Source organism: Glutamicibacter sp. M10 (assembly GCF_025452055.1).
GTDB lineage: Bacteria > Actinomycetota > Actinomycetes > Actinomycetales > Micrococcaceae > Glutamicibacter.
On the sequence record NZ_CP104918.1, the window covers coordinates 2,234,348 to 2,249,760 of the forward strand.

General features: G+C 55.9%; 12 protein-coding genes and 1 pseudogene. 7 read left to right on the forward strand and 6 right to left on the reverse strand.

What is annotated here, in order from left to right; all coding sequences use genetic code 11:
- Positions 1–95: 95 nt before the first annotated feature.
- Together N6V40_RS10940 and N6V40_RS10945 are read right to left on the reverse strand one after the other, a co-directional pair.
- Positions 96–725 (reverse strand): MBL fold metallo-hydrolase, encoded by a 630-nt coding sequence (locus N6V40_RS10940; protein ID WP_131088301.1) that lies wholly within the window; start codon positions 723–725, stop codon positions 96–98.
- Positions 725–1,810: an S-(hydroxymethyl)mycothiol dehydrogenase gene (locus N6V40_RS10945; RefSeq protein ID WP_131088300.1), complete on the reverse strand. Its 1,086-nt coding sequence runs from the start codon at positions 1,808–1,810 to the stop codon at positions 725–727. Before N6V40_RS10945 ends, N6V40_RS10940 begins: the two co-directional genes overlap by 1 nt.
- A gap of 306 nt (positions 1,811–2,116) precedes the next feature.
- On the opposite strand from N6V40_RS10945, the gene N6V40_RS10950 reads away from it, so the two are divergent.
- Entirely contained in the window at positions 2,117–2,425 is a 309-nt protein-coding gene (locus N6V40_RS10950; protein ID WP_262199726.1) for a DUF6504 family protein, read from the forward strand.
- Between the two features lie 37 nt (positions 2,426–2,462).
- Complete coding sequence (locus N6V40_RS10955) at positions 2,463–5,918, forward strand: DNA polymerase III subunit alpha (protein WP_131088298.1); 3,456 nt, start codon at positions 2,463–2,465, stop codon at positions 5,916–5,918.
- Here the strand turns inward: N6V40_RS10955 and N6V40_RS10960 are convergent, their stop codons facing one another.
- Complete coding sequence (locus tag N6V40_RS10960) at positions 5,919–6,500, reverse strand: VOC family protein (RefSeq protein ID WP_262197646.1); 582 nt, start codon at positions 6,498–6,500, stop codon at positions 5,919–5,921. It abuts the gene before it with no gap.
- A gap of 181 nt (positions 6,501–6,681) precedes the next feature.
- Between N6V40_RS10960 and thrS the strand changes: the two genes are divergently transcribed.
- The 5 genes and pseudogenes from thrS to N6V40_RS10985 all read left to right on the forward strand — a co-directional run bounded on the left by thrS (position 6,682) and on the right by N6V40_RS10985 (position 12,530).
- Positions 6,682–8,697 (forward strand): threonine--tRNA ligase, encoded by a 2,016-nt coding sequence (thrS, locus tag N6V40_RS10965; RefSeq protein ID WP_131088296.1) that lies wholly within the window; start codon positions 6,682–6,684, stop codon positions 8,695–8,697.
- Positions 8,698–8,729: 32 nt separating this feature from the next.
- Positions 8,730–9,292 (forward strand): annotated as a pseudogene (locus N6V40_RS10970) (HIT family protein).
- Between the two features lie 323 nt (positions 9,293–9,615).
- On the forward strand, positions 9,616–10,518 hold the full coding sequence (gene pdxS, locus N6V40_RS10975) for a pyridoxal 5'-phosphate synthase lyase subunit PdxS (RefSeq protein ID WP_131088294.1): 903 nt from the start codon (positions 9,616–9,618) through the stop codon (positions 10,516–10,518).
- Between the two features lie 380 nt (positions 10,519–10,898).
- Positions 10,899–11,825 (forward strand): TauD/TfdA dioxygenase family protein, encoded by a 927-nt coding sequence (locus N6V40_RS10980; RefSeq protein WP_262197647.1) that lies wholly within the window; start codon positions 10,899–10,901, stop codon positions 11,823–11,825.
- Positions 11,826–11,969: 144 nt separating this feature from the next.
- Positions 11,970–12,530 (forward strand): dihydrofolate reductase family protein, encoded by a 561-nt coding sequence (locus tag N6V40_RS10985; protein ID WP_262197649.1) that lies wholly within the window; start codon positions 11,970–11,972, stop codon positions 12,528–12,530.
- 81 nt (positions 12,531–12,611) lie between these two features.
- Here N6V40_RS10985 and N6V40_RS10990 read toward each other — a convergent pair whose 3' ends face one another.
- From N6V40_RS10990 to N6V40_RS11000, 3 genes are read right to left on the reverse strand one after another with little or no spacing between them, the layout of a single operon-like run.
- Positions 12,612–13,157 (reverse strand): GNAT family N-acetyltransferase, encoded by a 546-nt coding sequence (locus N6V40_RS10990; protein WP_262197650.1) that lies wholly within the window; start codon positions 13,155–13,157, stop codon positions 12,612–12,614.
- A complete protein-coding gene (locus N6V40_RS10995; RefSeq protein WP_262197652.1) occupies positions 13,124–13,375 on the reverse strand; it encodes a hypothetical protein in 252 nt (83 codons plus the stop codon). Before N6V40_RS10995 ends, N6V40_RS10990 begins: the two co-directional genes overlap by 34 nt.
- On the reverse strand, positions 13,375–15,387 hold the full coding sequence (locus tag N6V40_RS11000) for a M3 family metallopeptidase (RefSeq protein ID WP_262197653.1): 2,013 nt from the start codon (positions 15,385–15,387) through the stop codon (positions 13,375–13,377). Before N6V40_RS11000 ends, N6V40_RS10995 begins: the two co-directional genes overlap by 1 nt.
- Positions 15,388–15,413: the final 26 nt, after the last annotated feature.

Genomic DNA, 15,413 nt, shown 5'->3' on the forward strand with positions numbered 1-15,413 from the left:
GACGCCAGCGGCTAAGAATGTTTCAAAAAGCACCCTTTAAACATTTCGGCAGCCAACCACTGATGGTTGACTGCCGAAAGTGTCTAATGAGCCTTTTAGTGGCCGCGCTTGATCCACTCGTCCAGATTCGGGGCTTCCGCACCGATGGTGGTGGCGTCACCATGGCCGGTGTTCACTACAGTCTGTTCAGGCAGGGTCAGCAACTTGGTCCGAATCGATTCGATGATCGTTTCGAAGCTCGAGTAGCTGCGCCCGGTCGCGCCCGGGCCACCGTTGAACAGGGTGTCACCACTGAAGAGCACACCCAGATCTTCTGCATAGAAGCTGGTGGACCCCGGCGAGTGGCCCGGGGTATGTAGCGCCGTGAGGGTTGTACCAGCGATGGTGAACGTGTCACCATCGTTGATTTCAGCGTCTACGTCGCGCTCTGGGTAGACAGCATCCCAGAGCATGCGATCTTCCATGTTGAGGAAGAGCGGAGCATCCACGGCGTCAGAAAATTCGCCGGCTACTCGGATGTGGTCGTCGTGTCCGTGGGTGAGCACAACTGCCATCACTTCGCGTTCGCCGATGACTTCACGAATCTTCTCAATATCGTGGGCAGGATCAATGACTAGTACCTCTGAGTCATCACCGATGATCCAGACATTGTTATCAACGTCCCACGTGCCACCGTCGAGAGAGAAGGTACCTGAGGTAACTACGTTTTCGATACGAGCGGTCATTAGATTTCCACCACCGAACGCAGCACGGTACCTTCGTGCATCTTGTTGAAGGCTTCCTCGATCTGGTCAATAGAGATGCGCTCGGTGACAAAGGCACCGAGGTCAAGACGTCCGAGCTTGTACTGCTCAACCAGCATCGGGAAATCATGGCTTGGCAAGCAATCGCCGTACCACGAGCTCTTTAGTGATCCGCCGCGGCCGAAGACATCAAGCAATGGCAGTTCCAGCTTCATCTCTGGGGTTGGGACACCCACGAGCACAACGCGGCCGGCAAGGTCACGAGCGTAGAAGGCCTGCTTGTAGGTTTCTGGGCGGCCTACTGCGTCAATGACAACGTCGGCGCCGAAGCCACCGGTCAGTTCCTGGATAGCCTCAACAGCGTCAACCTTGGAAGAGTTAACGGTGTGGGTGGCGCCGAACTTCTTTGCGCCTTCCAGCTTGTCTGCGTTGACATCCACGGCGATGATGGTGGTCGCACCGGCTAGCTGCGCGCCGGCAATGGCAGCTGCGCCAACACCGCCGCAGCCGATCACGGCTACCGACTCGCCACGCTTTACTTCGCCGGTGTTGATAGCTGCACCGATGCCAGCCATGACACCACAGCCGAGCAGACCTACAGCTGCTGGATCAGCATCTTCGTCAACAATGGTGCACTGACCGGAGTGAACCAAGGTCTTTTCGGCGAAGGAACCAATGCCCAGTGCTGGGGATAGTTCGGTGCCGTCCTCAAGGGTCATCTTCTGGGTGGCATTGAAGGTATTAAAGCAGTACTTTGGCTGACCCTTGGCGCAGGCGCGGCACTGGCCACAGACTGCACGCCAGTTCAGGATAACGCGGTCGCCAACTTTGACGTTGGTGACGTTCTCGCCAATCTGGCTGACTACTGCGGTGGACTCGTGGCCCAACAGGTAAGGATATTCATCGCCGATGCCACCGAGCTTGTAGTGCAAGTCGGTGTGGCAGACGCCGGTAGTGAGCACGTCGACAACTACTTCTCCGGGACCTGGGTCCGGAACGATGATATCGACGACCTCAACTGGTGCGTCCTTAACACGGGAAATGACGGCTTTGACCTTATGAGGCATGGGATTTAACTCCTGAAACGATTGAGTGTTGCTGTTTCGATGCTATCGGTGTGTTCGGTACTAATCGAGCATTCGCGGCACAATGACGCACCCGGTTTCGCCCAGAGCCAAGTCGTCAGTGACTTTCACATCTTTTGTTGCTCTGCGGCTGGCTACTAGTGAAGCTGCGCAGAGATTTATTTTGCTGCGCAAGGTGCCCCAGTTCCCCTCGGCGCCAAACTGTCGGAGCCGATGACTAGTGTAACTATCGTTCGAACAAGTATTCGAATAGACTGGTTCTACTAAGTAAGGAGTGCACACGTGGGGATGTTCACCGAGTCAATTGAGGTTGCCCGTGCAGCAAGCGGAATGCCACTGCGCGTGAAATGGCAGGGGCGGGACTACCGACTGGTTGCTGAACCTCAGCGTTGGTTTGAACGTCGCAAGTGGTGGGACGAAAACCTGCGGATTCCTCGGGGAATCGGGGCAGGGCTCGCTGACTATGAGATGTGGCGCTTGCAGTTGGTTGCGGTGAGCGGATCCAAACAAGAGCACACCTTTGATGTGAGCTTTGATGTGCAAACCGAGAGGTGGCGGCTGGTGCGCGTGCACCAAGAGCTGGCCCAAAGCGCCTGAGCTTACGGGCAGGGGAACATATTTTCGAAGGACCATTATGAGCTTTACCCATCTGAACGTCAGTTCTTCCTATAGCGCCCATTACGGGGTGTCACATCCGCGCACCCTGGCTCAAGCAGCCAAAGCGCAAGGAGCACCTATGCTGGCGCTTACTGACAGGGATGGGCTTTACGGGACGGTCAAACATGTAGCTGCCTGTATGACAGAAGGTATAGCTCCCATTCTCGGAGTGAATCTGGCTGTACTCGATGACAATGGGGCAACTCTAGGCAGGATCGTTTTACTGGCGCAGGGACACAGCAATGGTCTTGGATATGCAGCACTCTGCCGAGCTATCAGCCTCGCACACAATACTGCTCACGGCGTGCCTGGGCTCAGTGCTAATCAGTTGGATCAGCTAAGCAAAAGCGGAAACCTGATGCTCCTGCTAGGTGGTGAATCAGACGTAGCTCGAGCAATCCTGAAAGGGAATTACGCTAAAGCCCGCGGACTGTTGGTCGAGTGGAAAAAACGAGTTGGAAAAATGCTGCGGGTAGAAATCACCACGCACCTCTCCGCTCCTGGTTCGCGCCACAGCTTAGGTGAAGCATCACGCCTACTGCGCTACGCCTACGAACGTCAGATCAAAGCGGTACTGTCCAACGCCGTGCGCTACGTAGACCCCGACGGGGCAGTCACCGCAGACATTTTGGACTCGGCGCGGGCTCTACATAGCCTGAAAAATCTGGATTTCTGCCAACCCAACGGGCAAGGGTGGCTGAAAACACCGCATGAGATGTTTCAACTGGCTACCGAAATCGGCCAAGCTACCGAAAGGAGCTGGGCGCACCAGATGCTGCGGGAAACCGAAGCGGTGGCACACTGGGCGGCAATAGATCCCGTAACGGACCTGGGGTGGAAGTCGCCGGTCATTCCGGAAGCCAGGGTGATCGGCCTGTATCGACCGGCCATGCAAGAACTCACCGATCGTGTATACGGGGCCGTGCCCACCCTATTAAGAAACGAAGCACCAAACGTAGTAGAAGAACGCCTAGCCCTAGAGCTGGGCGTGATCGAACGGTTGGACTTCGCCGGCTACTTCCTCACTGTGGCGGAGACCGTAAACCTGATCACCGAGATGGGCGTACGCGTAGCCGCCCGAGGCTCAGGCGCATCCTCGTTAGTGAACTACCTTTTAGGTATTAGCCAAGTAAACCCGTTGGCCCACGACCTAGTGTTCGAACGTTTCCTCTCCGATACCCGCACCACCCTGCCCGATATTGATATTGACGTTGAATCCGCGCGACGCCACGAGATCTATCACAAGATTTTCTCCAGCTTCGGTGAGGAACGCGTCAGCCTGATGAGCATGCAGAATGCTTACCGCGCCCGTGGCGCTGTCCGCGACGCAGGTGCTGCCTTGGGTGTAGAGCAGGAGCAAGTGGACGAGATCGCCAAACAGCTCTGGCGCTTCTCTGCCTCCTCTTTCCGTGAAGCGCTGGTGGAGAAGCCAGAGTTAGCAGCGTTAGCACAGCGCATTACCGATGACACTCAGCTCGATATTCTCATTGACGCCACCGAACGATTGGACCGACTGCCAAGACATATCTCCATGCACCCCTGCGGGGTGATCCTCTCTGATGCGAGCTTGCTGGACCGTACCCCGGTGCAGCCCTCAGGCATCGGATTGCAGATGAGCCAGTTCGACAAGCACGATATGGACCTGATGGGGTTGATCAAGCTCGACGTGCTCGGGGTGCGCATGCAATCAGCCATCGCCTACACGCTTGAAGAGATCGCTCGCATGCACCCAAGCAAGGAGCAAGCGTCTCGTGCAGGCGGACACACTAACGACAGTTACATCGATGCCAGTGGAGCGATTGACCTAGCCAAGGTGCCACTCGATGATGAACCCACCTTTGATCTGATCCGCTCCACTCACACCCTGGGCTGCTTTCAGATTGAGTCCCCAGGACAGCGTGAACTGGTTGGCAAACTCGCTCCCCGTGAGTTTAACGATCTGATCATCGACATCTCGCTCTTCCGTCCCGGGCCCATGCAGTCGAATATGGTCAAGCCCTATCTAGAACACCGCCACGGATTCGCTCCCGCCCAATACCTGCACCCAGACCTGATCCCTGCGCTCGCCGAAACCCACGGGGTTACCGTCTTCCACGAGCAGGTGTTGCGCATGCTTGATGTGCTGACCGGCTGTGGTCTAGGGATGGCTGATGTCTACCGGCGCCTGCTTGGCAACCCAGAGAAAGAACCAGCCGTTGAACGCTACGTGCGTACCGAGGCAACCAAGCGCGGCTACAGCCAGGAAACTATTGATCAAGTCTGGGAGGTGCTCTCTGGGTTCGGGTCCTTTGGCTTCTGCAAAGCCCACGGGGCTGCCTTTGCCGTACCCACCTATCACTCGGCTTGGCTCAAAGCGCATCACCCCGAGGCTTTCCTCGCTGGGATCTGGGAACACGACCCAGGCATGTACCCCAAACGATTACTGGTTTCCGAAGCGCGGCGTATGGGCGTCCCTATCCTCCCGCTAGATATCAACCGCTCCAACGGACACTATCGAGTCGAACGAGTATTCGAATACGCTCCAGCGAAGGTTCCCATGGTGCCCAGAGCCGTAGGATCACAACGCCCCGGACGCTACGGAATCCGGTTAGCCTTCCGCGACATTCACCAGATGAGTGAACGCGAAGTCCAGCGACTAGTGACGGGCCAGCCATATGAGCACCTCGCAGATGTCCGCGCCCGCGCAGGGCTCTCACGACGTACCTACCAAAACCTTGCCGCGCTTGGTGTCTTTGACTCTTTACTGGCAGGAACCTCTCGTGCCGATACGATCGCTCACACTCAATCGATGGTGCACAGCTCTCTGCCGGCCAAATACCGTCCCGGCCCCGGCCAACTGGCACTGGACCTCGGGCAGATCGAACACATCAAAGCCACCGGAACACAGCTGGATCCGGCCGAGGTAGTACGCACCGAACTAGACCTGATGCACCTAGATGCCAGTGAGCATTTGATGACTTCCTATAGGCGCAGGCTCTCACACCTGCCTATTACCCAAGCAGCGGAACTACTACACCTGCGTAACGGCACCGAGGTACTAGTCGCCGGAGTGCGCATAGCCACTCAAACACCACCTATGCGTGGCGGTAAACGCGTGGTCTTCATTTCCGTGGATGACGGGACCGGCTGTATCGATGCCACCTTCTTCGATGACACACAACAACGCACCGGGCCTTTACTCTTCTCTACCCGCATGTTGCTCATCCATGGAGTCACCCGACGCACCGGACCACGTGGCATCTCACTACAAGCACTGAACGCTTGGGATCTGCATCAGTCAGAATCGTTGCCGGTCGCCGGATACCTTGAAGAACAAGGACGACCGCAAATTAGTTACCGACCAAAGTTCGGCGAGGGCGCACGCAAGAGCGAGAGCGTCGGCGAACTCGCCAAACGTATGGAGGCCGAAGGGCTTGATCAGCGTGGGGCGTGACTAAACCGAAGAAATATGCCCGTTGGCATCGATAACAAACGAAGGGTTATGCACAAAGTCCCAGCGGAAACCATCCGGATCAGCTACGCACGCACTCTTGCCACCCCACGGCTGCACCGTTGGCTCAGAGATCGAGCTAGCGCCCGCATCCAACGCTCGCCGGTAGTGATGATCCACTTCATTATCCGAATGCACGTTATGCCCCAAAGAAAGTGGGGGAGCCATTTTGCTGTGACCGACATTTCCGTACTCGGACGGCATCTGTTTTACATCCCAAAGGGCAAGCATCAGACCGTAGCCTGCGCGGACAAAAGCGATCTCCGGGTGAGCTGGTTGAACCAGTTCGAACCCCAAGCCCTCGGTGTAGAACTTGGTGGAAATTCTGACATCGCGCACACCGAGGGTGATGGCGCTGATTACCGGGGAGCAGGTTTGTTCATGACATAAGCCTAGGCTTCTGAGATAACAGAAGCCATGGATGATCGAGCTTTCCACGAATTTTCGAGTCCCACTGGTGCACGGGTTAGCGGAGTTTGTTCTAGGAGTCTTGACCAGTGGGCCCAAAGAGTTTGGGTATGTCATGAGCCTGTTTAATGCAGACTCGTTGTTGAACGAATCACATGTGGGTCAACAATCCTCCCGAAACCCGAAGTGAACGCGCGCTGAAGTGAGGTCCTGAACTAAACTGGATTCTGGCTGGCTGTGGCCAAGGTATGCCACAAGCTATGAAGCCATCCCAGATTGAAAGGTAGAACCCGATCTCATGAGCGAGCAGCTGACTCTCACCATTGACGGCGAGCAGGTACAGGTGGACGCGGGAACAACCGGTCTGCAGTATTTCACCAATGATAAAGACGTGGTTGTTATGCACGTCGATGGTGTCCTACGCGACCTGGCCCGCGAACTTGTTGCTGGAACCACTGTCACCCGCGTAACCATCACCGACCCAGAAGGGTTGGAGGTGCTGCGTCACTCCACTGCCCACGTCATGGCTCAAGCTGTGCAGCAGTTGCGCCCCGATGCCAAGCTGGGCATTGGACCGTACATCACTGACGGTTTCTACTTCGACTTCGATGTCGCTGAGCCATTCACCCCAGAAGATCTGAAGCAGCTGGAAAAGATGATGCTTAAGATCGTCAACCAGAACCAGCTCTTTGCCCGCCGCGAAGTTTCGCCAGAAGAAGCCAAGGCAGAAATGGCTGACGAGCCATACAAGTGCGAGCTGCTGGCCAAGGCTGACTCGGCCGATACTTCAGGTGAAGGCGTGACCGTTGAGGTTGCTGCCGGCGAAACCACCATCTACGACAACGTTGATCGCAAGTCCGGCGACACTGTGTGGAAGGATCTGTGCCGTGGCCCGCACCTGCCAAACACCAAGCTGATCAAGAACGCTTTCTCGCTGACCCGTTCGGCCGCCGCCTACTGGTTGGGTAGCGAAAAGAACAAGCAGCTGCAGCGCATCTACGGCACCGCATGGCCAACCAAAGAGGACCTCAAGGCCTACCAGGAGCGTCTGGCTGAGGCTGAGCGTCGCGACCACCGCAAGCTCGGTGCCGAGCTGGACCTGTTCTCCTTCCCGGATGAACTTGGCTCGGGCCTGCCGGTGTTCCACCCTAAGGGCGGCATCATCAAGCGCGAGATGGAAGACTACGTGCGCGATCGCCACGTAGAAGAAGGCTTCCAGTACGTGGGCACCCCACACATCTCCAAGGATGGGCTCTTCCACACCTCGGGTCACTTGCCTTACTACGCGGACACCATGTTCCCGCCACTTCATATCGATGAAGAGCGCGACGAAGATGGCAACATCACCAAGCCGGGTCAGGAATACCGTCTGAAGGCAATGAACTGCCCGATGCACAACCTGATCTTCCGTGGCCGCGGACGTTCTTACCGCGAACTGCCACTGCGCTTGTTCGAATTCGGTCACGTCTACCGCTACGAGAAGTCCGGTGTGGTCCACGGCCTAACCCGCGTGCGCGGTTTCTCCCAGGATGACTCGCACTCCTACGTCACCAAGGAACAGGCACCGGCTGAAGTTGAGCACCTGCTGAACTTCATGCTTTCGTTGCTGCGCGACTTCGGTATGGATGACTTCTACCTGGAGCTATCCACTCGCGATCCTGAATCGGATAAGTTCATCGGTTCGGACGAGCAGTGGGAAGAAGCCACCGCCGTGCTAGAACGTGTCGCCACTGAAACCGGTGTTGAGCTGGTTGCTGATCCAGGTGGAGCCGCATTCTACGGTCCGAAGATCTCGGTTCAGGCTAAAGATGCCATCGGCCGTACCTGGCAGATGGGTACCGTTCAGTACGACTTCAACCAGCCTGCACGATTCGGTCTGGAGTACCAGGCTGCTGACGGAAGTCGTCAGGAACCGGTCATGATCCACGCTGCGAAGTTCGGATCCATCGAGCGTTTCTTGGGCGTACTGACCGAGCACTACGCTGGTGCTTTCCCTGCATGGCTTTCGCCGGTCCAGGTTCGCGCCATCCCAGTGGCTGAGGCTTTCAACGATTACCTTTCCGAGGTTGTCGCCAAGCTCAAGGCTCAGGGTGTTCGTGTTGAACTGGACGACTCAACGGATCGTTTCCCAAAGAAGATCCGCAACGCGTCCAAGGACAAGATTCCGTTTGTACTCATCGCCGGTGGCGAAGATGCCGATGCGAATGCAGTGTCCTTCCGCTTCCGCGACGGAAGTCAGGAAAACCAGGTGCCAATCGACGATGCAGTAGCTCGCATTGTTGAAGCCATCAAGAGCCGCGATAACAACAACTAGTTGCTACTAGTGCCGATAGGGAGCCCATAAGTATGCAGGAATCAGATCAGTCCGTCACCGACGATTTTGAACTCGCCGGTGTGCCGGATTCGTTCCAGCGCCTATGGACTCCCTATCGGATGGCTTACATCAAGGGCGGCCAGGACCAAGTCAAAGATGAGGCTAGCTGCCCGTTCTGTGCTGGTCCCGGTCGCACGGATGAAGAAGCGTTGATCGTGCACCGCGGGGAAACCTGCTACGTGATTTTGAATCTCTTCCCGTACAACCCGGGGCATTTGCTGGTGTGCCCCTACCGCCATGTGCCTAACTACACCGACATCACGGTGGAAGAAACCGCAGAAATGGCGGCGTTGGCTCAGCAGTCAATGCGGGTTTTGCGTAAGGTCTCGAACCCAAGCGGTTTTAACTTGGGCATGAACCAGGGTGAATCCGGGGAGCGGGAATTGCTGCTCACCTGCATCAGCACATTGTGCCTCGATGGAGCGGAGACGGGAATTTTTTCCCGATCATTGCTCAAACAAAAGCGATCCCGCAGACACTTTCTGAGGTTCGTGAGGCCATCGCTGCGGCATGGGACAGCGAGAACCCGAGCTAAACACACATCAGTGTTGTGTGGCGGTAGGAATATCCAATTATTCCTACCGCCACTTTCTGTTTAACCCCGGCGATCAGTCGCCACGCACACCCAAGGTGCATTAACCGAAGAAGAAGCTCTGACTAGGTAATTGAGGGCGAAACGCTATGTTACGCACTAATCTGCATCTAGGCGACTAATCTCCTAGCGTAACAATATGACGAAACACCTAAGGTAATAAAGCAATCCACTCCTACGATTACTGGCGTACCACCTCGCTTTAAGCCTTATAAATACTGGTCCAAAGCGAATCCACGCAGTGTCGAGAGGAACTACTTTTCACCATGTCTACGAACAACCAGAACTCCGTCGTCGGATCTGACCGCGTTAAGCGCGGTATGGCCGAAATGCTCAAGGGCGGCGTCATTATGGACGTAGTCACTCCAGAGCAGGCGCGCATCGCTGAAGATGCCGGCGCCGTTGCAGTTATGGCTCTTGAGCGCGTTCCAGCCGACATCCGTGCACAGGGTGGCGTCTCACGCATGAGCGACCCAGACATGATCGATAGCATCATCAGCGAGGTCTCCATCCCAGTGATGGCCAAGGCTCGTATCGGTCACTTTGTTGAAGCTCAGATTTTGCAGTCCCTCGGTGTTGACTACATTGACGAGTCAGAGGTCCTTTCGCCGGCAGACTACGAGAACCACATCGACAAGTGGCCATTCACCGTTCCATTCGTTTGCGGTGCTACCAACCTTGGTGAGGCTCTGCGCCGCATCAATGAAGGTGCAGCCATGATTCGTTCCAAGGGTGAAGCTGGAACCGGCGACGTTTCTAACGCCACCGGTCACATGCGCAAGATCCGCTCCGAGATCGCCAAGCTTGCAGCCCTTCCAGAAGACGAGCTGTATGTAGCGGCGAAGGAACTGCAGGCTCCATACGAACTGGTCAAGGAAATCGCACACACCGGCAAGCTACCTGTCGTATTGTTCACCGCAGGTGGCATCGCTACTCCGGCCGACGCTGCCATGATGATGCAGCTGGGCGCGGACGGTGTGTTCGTAGGTTCCGGTATCTTCAAGTCCGGCAACCCGGTAGAGCGTGCCGAAGCAATCGTGAAGGCAACCACCTTCTTCGATAACCCAGACGAACTGGCCAAGATCTCCCGCGGTTTGGGTGAAGCCATGGTTGGCATCAACGTAGATGAACTGCCAGAGCCACACCGCCTCTCCGAGCGCGGCTGGTAAGAACTTCTCACCTCAGCATTGCTGGCCTTGATTCTCAAACTAGACACGAGGCGCATCAAAGCGGTCCGTCAGATTTTTCTGGCGGGCCGCTTTGCGTTCTACGGCAAGATTGTAGATTCCGACGAGCGATGCTGGAGAGCCTATTCATGAGCATTCATCTAGGTCATTCCAAGACATCTGCGACCAGTTGCTCTTCCTTCTCGACGCTTTTCGCAATGTTCGGTCGTGCGCAAACGACACTCGAAGCAATACTTATCGCCGTGTGACGGGCCTATTTTGCCGGAGTTTTTTCGCCCCTAGGCTGAGGGTGTGTTCCACAGATGGAGCATCATCGAAGAGATCAACGCAGCCGCGTCAACACTGCTGCTTAGGAGGCCAACATGACTACCACCACCGCCACCCGCCTGAAACTTACAAAGCTCGGCGAACATATCGGTGCTCGCATTGAAGGCCTGGACCTTTCCGGACCCTTGGACTCCCAGACCGTTGATGCGATCCGATCGGCGCTGAACGAACACAAGGCGCTAGTTTTCAGCCAGTCGGGAATCGAAACGGACGAGCAGCAAGAACTCTTCGCCTCGCACTTTGGTCCGTTGACTACTGCCCACCCGACGGTGACCTTCAGCGAGCAGGAAAAGAAGACGGTACTACCGGTAGATAGCGAACAAGCCATCGCCAATCAGTGGCACACCGACGTCACGTTCATTGTTAATCCACCTCAAGCTTCTACGCTTCGTGCAATAACGTTGCCTCCGTACGGCGGAGAGACTCTGATTGCTAACGCGGCTGCCGCGTACCGCAGCCTACCTGCGGAGATTCAAAAACTTGCTGACGGGCTGTGGGCTGAACACTCTAACGATTCCGACTACGTGAGGCCGCGGACGGTAAACACCGATAAGGAGAAGGCGTACCAAGAAGCCTTCGTCTCGGAAAAGTACCGTACGATCCACCCGGTAGTTCGCGTTCACCCGCTGACTGGAGAGAAAGGGCTGTTCATCGGTACCTTTGCCAGGCACCTGAAGATTGTTGGCGTCTCACCATACGAGTCCCACGACATCCTGCGTTTGCTCCAGAGCCACGTGACTCGCCCGGAGAACGTACTGCGCGTAGCGTGGGAGCCGAACCAGTTGGTGCTCTTTGATAACCGCATCACCCAGCACTACGCTATCGACAACTATGGCCGCGCACCTCGCAAGCTCAACCGCATCACCGTTGCTGGCGACATTCCACGCAGCGTTGAAGGAAAATCAAGCTACTCGGTTGAGGGTGACGCTTCGCATTACTCTCCGATTGTTGACCCTGCCTAAATCAGGGGAGCAGTAAGCAGCCGAACTCGTTTGTTCCGCTCGTTCGATTGCCGATCCTTCGCCGAGGTCGAATTCCAACTAGGTGCGATCTCGACGAAAGAGAAGAAAGAGTTCGGGGCAAGCCGCTGTAGTAAATTGAAGTGCATGAGCGAGATCATTTTTGATGCAGCAGTGACCCTGAACGGCTACCTGGCCGACGAGAGCCACAGCTTGCAATGGCTCTTTAACGTCCCTGGAGCCCAAGAGCCAGACCCGGACTTGCTTCCGCAGAACGTGCGCGTCCACGTTGAAGGTGCCAATACGTATATGTGGATGCTTGAAAATGAGCAACTAATCGAAAATCCACAAAAGTGGCAGGAATTCTATCCGGGTATCACGACCTACGTGTTTACCTCGCGGGATCTTCCTATCCCGCAGGGCGCCGATGTACGACTGGTTAACGCGTCCGTTGCTGAGATACTGCCACACATTCGAGAAGTCGCCGGCGAACAGAACATCTGGGTGCTCGGTGGTGGCGAACTTCTTGGACAATTCTTCGATATTGACGCCATCGATACGTTGGCCCTGACCGTCGCGCCAGCCGCACTGTCCGGTGGGGCTGCCTCACTACCTCGCACCATTGGTAGCGAACGGTTAGAACTTTCCGAGGCAAGGAAGGCGGGCGCGTTTGCTCGCTTGGTGTATCGAGTGCTTCGCTCCGAATAAACAAGAAACAAACAGGTGCGCGGTGCACAGAAAATATTTTCTGTGCACCGCGCACCTGTTTACCTGGCTATAGTTTTGCTACTAGTTCCAAGACCGAAGAACCAAGTGGCGACCGCGACCAAGTAATTTCAGACCGTTGGCCGTGAAGAAATCAGCGCTTGACGGCGTCGCTGCAGCAAGCAGCTCCACCGCAGTCTCTTCGTCAGGCGGTGAGAGCGGATTGATCATGGAGCGCGAAAGCCCTTGAAGCAGTGCTGTGCCAGCACCCTGACGGCGGTATTCCTTGCCCACTGCCAGCGAATGAATCATCAGCTGACCGCCCAAACCCTGCTGAGCAAAACCGCGACCAACGATCTCGCCTTCATCGGTTCGTGCCAAAGCGTGCTCTACACGGCGTAAGGCCGGATGCCCGCTAGAAAGCTGGCTGCTGAGATCTCGCCACAAATTAGTGACGTTCAGCTCGGAAGCATCGGCACCGGTGGCTTCAGGAACGTTATTGCCCAGGCGAATTTTGCCGGCCCAACGATCCATCGGAATAGCCAACGGTCCAGCGTGCCAAGATACTTGTGCGTTGTCAGAGAAACCTGCGGCCTTCAGTTCAGCGGAGTCAGACCCAGCATTAACCAAGCTTCCACCCGGCGGGCGCCTAAACGCTGGCCCTCGGCCAGTGCTGGGCGCAACCCTGAGGGCTCCGGGTTCTCCGGGAACAGCAAGATCAAGCGCTTGCGCACCGGTTGCCATGCCCATGAGCACCCGTGGGTGGTAAAAATCTTGCCGCCTGTGGCAACTGCTAGTGCCTGATGCCAGTGGCTCAGTGCTTCCTGTGCGGAGGCAATCGTCGTCATTATTCTGCGTTCACCAATCCTCGACGGCGCAGCAACGGCTCTACCCGAGCGGTGCGGCCACGGAACAATTCATAGGACTTTAGGGGATCGCGCGTGTTACCGCGCGAAAGTAGTTCCTGACGGAACCGACTTCCATTTTCGCGCATCAAGCCACCATTTTCCTCGAACCACTGCACAGTGTCGGCGTCGAGTACTTCACTCCATATGTAGGAGTAGTAGCCAGCTGAGTATCCGTTGGCGAAAATGTGCTGGAAATAACCGGTCCGGTATCGTGGCGGAATCAGTTCTGTATCAAAACCAGCATCGTTGAGAACCTGCTGTTCGAACTGCAGTGGATCTTCGATGACGGCACCAGCGCGAATCGTGTGCCATGCCCAATCCAGCACGCTGGCCGCAAGATATTCGGTGGTAGAAAAGCCCTGACCCCATAGCCCGGCGTCGCGCACCTTACTAATGGTTGCTTCATCCAGCTTCTGACCTGTTTTATGATGCAAGGCATAACCGGGTATGACCTGCTGATCCAAAACCCACATCTCGTTGACCTGTGAAGGGAATTCAACAAAATCGCGGGGGACCGAGGTGCCTGAAAGAGAAGCATATTTACCGTTGGAGAACATGCCGTGCAGCGCGTGACCGAACTCGTGGAACAACGTATTGGTTTCATCCAGTGACAGCAAGACGGGTTCACCGTCAGCTGGAGCCGAGATGTTCAACGTGTTGGTCACAATGGGCAGTTCACCAAAGAAAGATGCAGCATCACGCAGGCTTGTCATCCAAGCGCCACCCTTTTTGGTTTCACGGGCCAAGTAGTCGCCGGTGTAAATAGCCAGTGGGCTGCCATCAGCGTCGAAAACCTCGAAGACGCGGAGTTGCTCGTGATAGGTAGGTAGGTCAAAGCGTTCCGTGAAGGTGATGCCATATAACTTGGTAGCGGTAGCAAAGACGCCATCAATCAGAACTCGATCAAGTTCAAAGTAGTTACGCAGCTCTTCGGAATCCACCGCGTATTCGTCACGTAGCACCTGGTTAGAGTATAACTTCCAGTCCCATGCGTTGAGCTCATGGCCAGCAACCTTGGCAAGAATTTCGGCTTCTTTACGAGCATTGGCTGTGGCCGCTGCGGTAAGTTCAGCCAGTCGCTCTTGGACCGCCGCAGTTGAAGGGGCGGTTGCCTGGGCGAGGACCGTTTCGGCATGGTTGGCAAAGCCGAGTAGCTCAGCACGCTCGGCGCGAAGAGCAGCCATCTGTGCAGCAAGATAGATCGTTGGGTTCTCGTCGGTTCCACGGGAGATCGAGGCCATGAAGACCTTACGACGAGACTCGCTAGAGGTCAGCGATTCAAGCAGTGGCTGCTGGGTCGGAGATACCAAGGGCAGAAGGTAGCCCTGAGCATGCCCGGCTTGTTTGGCAGCCTGAGCCGCCGAGTCGATGGCTTGTGTGCTCAACCCGGCAAGTTCGTCGGTGGATTCAAAGAGCACCGCATGTGCGTTTTGGTTCTCCAACACACGATTGCCGAATTGGCTCGAAAGCTCCGATAGCTGTGCGTTGAGTTCTTTGAGCTTTTGCTTTTCGGATTCGTCCAGCGCCGCGCCGGAGAGTTCAAAGTCCTTTAGGGTCTGTTTCGCTAGACGAGCGTCTTCGCCCTCCAGCTGTGAACAATTAAGGGTTTGTAAACGCAAGTACAAGGTTTTATTTAGGTAAATCTCGTCTTCTTGCGCACTGTAGATTGCCGACATCTGGGATTGGATGGCTCTGATTGGTTCAGTTCCATGAGCGGACAAGACGCTGAAGTACGTCATCATTGCCCGACGCAGGGTTTGTCCGCTGCTTTCAAGCGCTTGGAAGGTATTGGCGAAGGTTGGCTCGCCAGGTTCAGAGGCAATGCGCTGTAATTCTTCGCGTTGTTCCGCGGCACCGAGTTCGGCCGCTTCCAAGTAGTGATCGGCAGTAATCGAGTCAAAGGCCGGCCATTGGTAAGGGCGGGTACTTGGTGTCAAGAGCGGATTTTGCATAAGCATAGGCTTTCATAAGCAACGTG

Excerpts from the sequence above, each read along its gene's own strand:
- N6V40_RS10960 (WP_262197646.1), bottom strand. The coding sequence starts at position 6,500 with ATGACATACCCAAACTCTTTGGGCCCACTGGTCAAGACTCCTAGAACA.
- N6V40_RS10995 (WP_262197652.1), bottom strand. The coding sequence starts at position 13,375 with ATGACGACGATTGCCTCCGCACAGGAAGCACTGAGCCACTGGCATCAG.
- N6V40_RS10950 (WP_262199726.1), top strand. The coding sequence starts at position 2,117 with ATGTTCACCGAGTCAATTGAGGTTGCCCGTGCAGCAAGCGGAATGCCA.
- thrS (WP_131088296.1), top strand. The coding sequence starts at position 6,682 with ATGAGCGAGCAGCTGACTCTCACCATTGACGGCGAGCAGGTACAGGTG.
- pdxS (WP_131088294.1), top strand. The coding sequence starts at position 9,616 with ATGTCTACGAACAACCAGAACTCCGTCGTCGGATCTGACCGCGTTAAG.
- N6V40_RS10940 (WP_131088301.1), bottom strand. The coding sequence starts at position 725 with ATGACCGCTCGTATCGAAAACGTAGTTACCTCAGGTACCTTCTCTCTC.
- N6V40_RS11000 (WP_262197653.1), bottom strand. The coding sequence starts at position 15,387 with ATGCAAAATCCGCTCTTGACACCAAGTACCCGCCCTTACCAATGGCCG.
- N6V40_RS10985 (WP_262197649.1), top strand. The coding sequence starts at position 11,970 with ATGAGCGAGATCATTTTTGATGCAGCAGTGACCCTGAACGGCTACCTG.
- N6V40_RS10945 (WP_131088300.1), bottom strand. The coding sequence starts at position 1,810 with ATGCCTCATAAGGTCAAAGCCGTCATTTCCCGTGTTAAGGACGCACCA.
- N6V40_RS10955 (WP_131088298.1), top strand. The coding sequence starts at position 2,463 with ATGAGCTTTACCCATCTGAACGTCAGTTCTTCCTATAGCGCCCATTAC.
- N6V40_RS10980 (WP_262197647.1), top strand. The coding sequence starts at position 10,899 with ATGACTACCACCACCGCCACCCGCCTGAAACTTACAAAGCTCGGCGAA.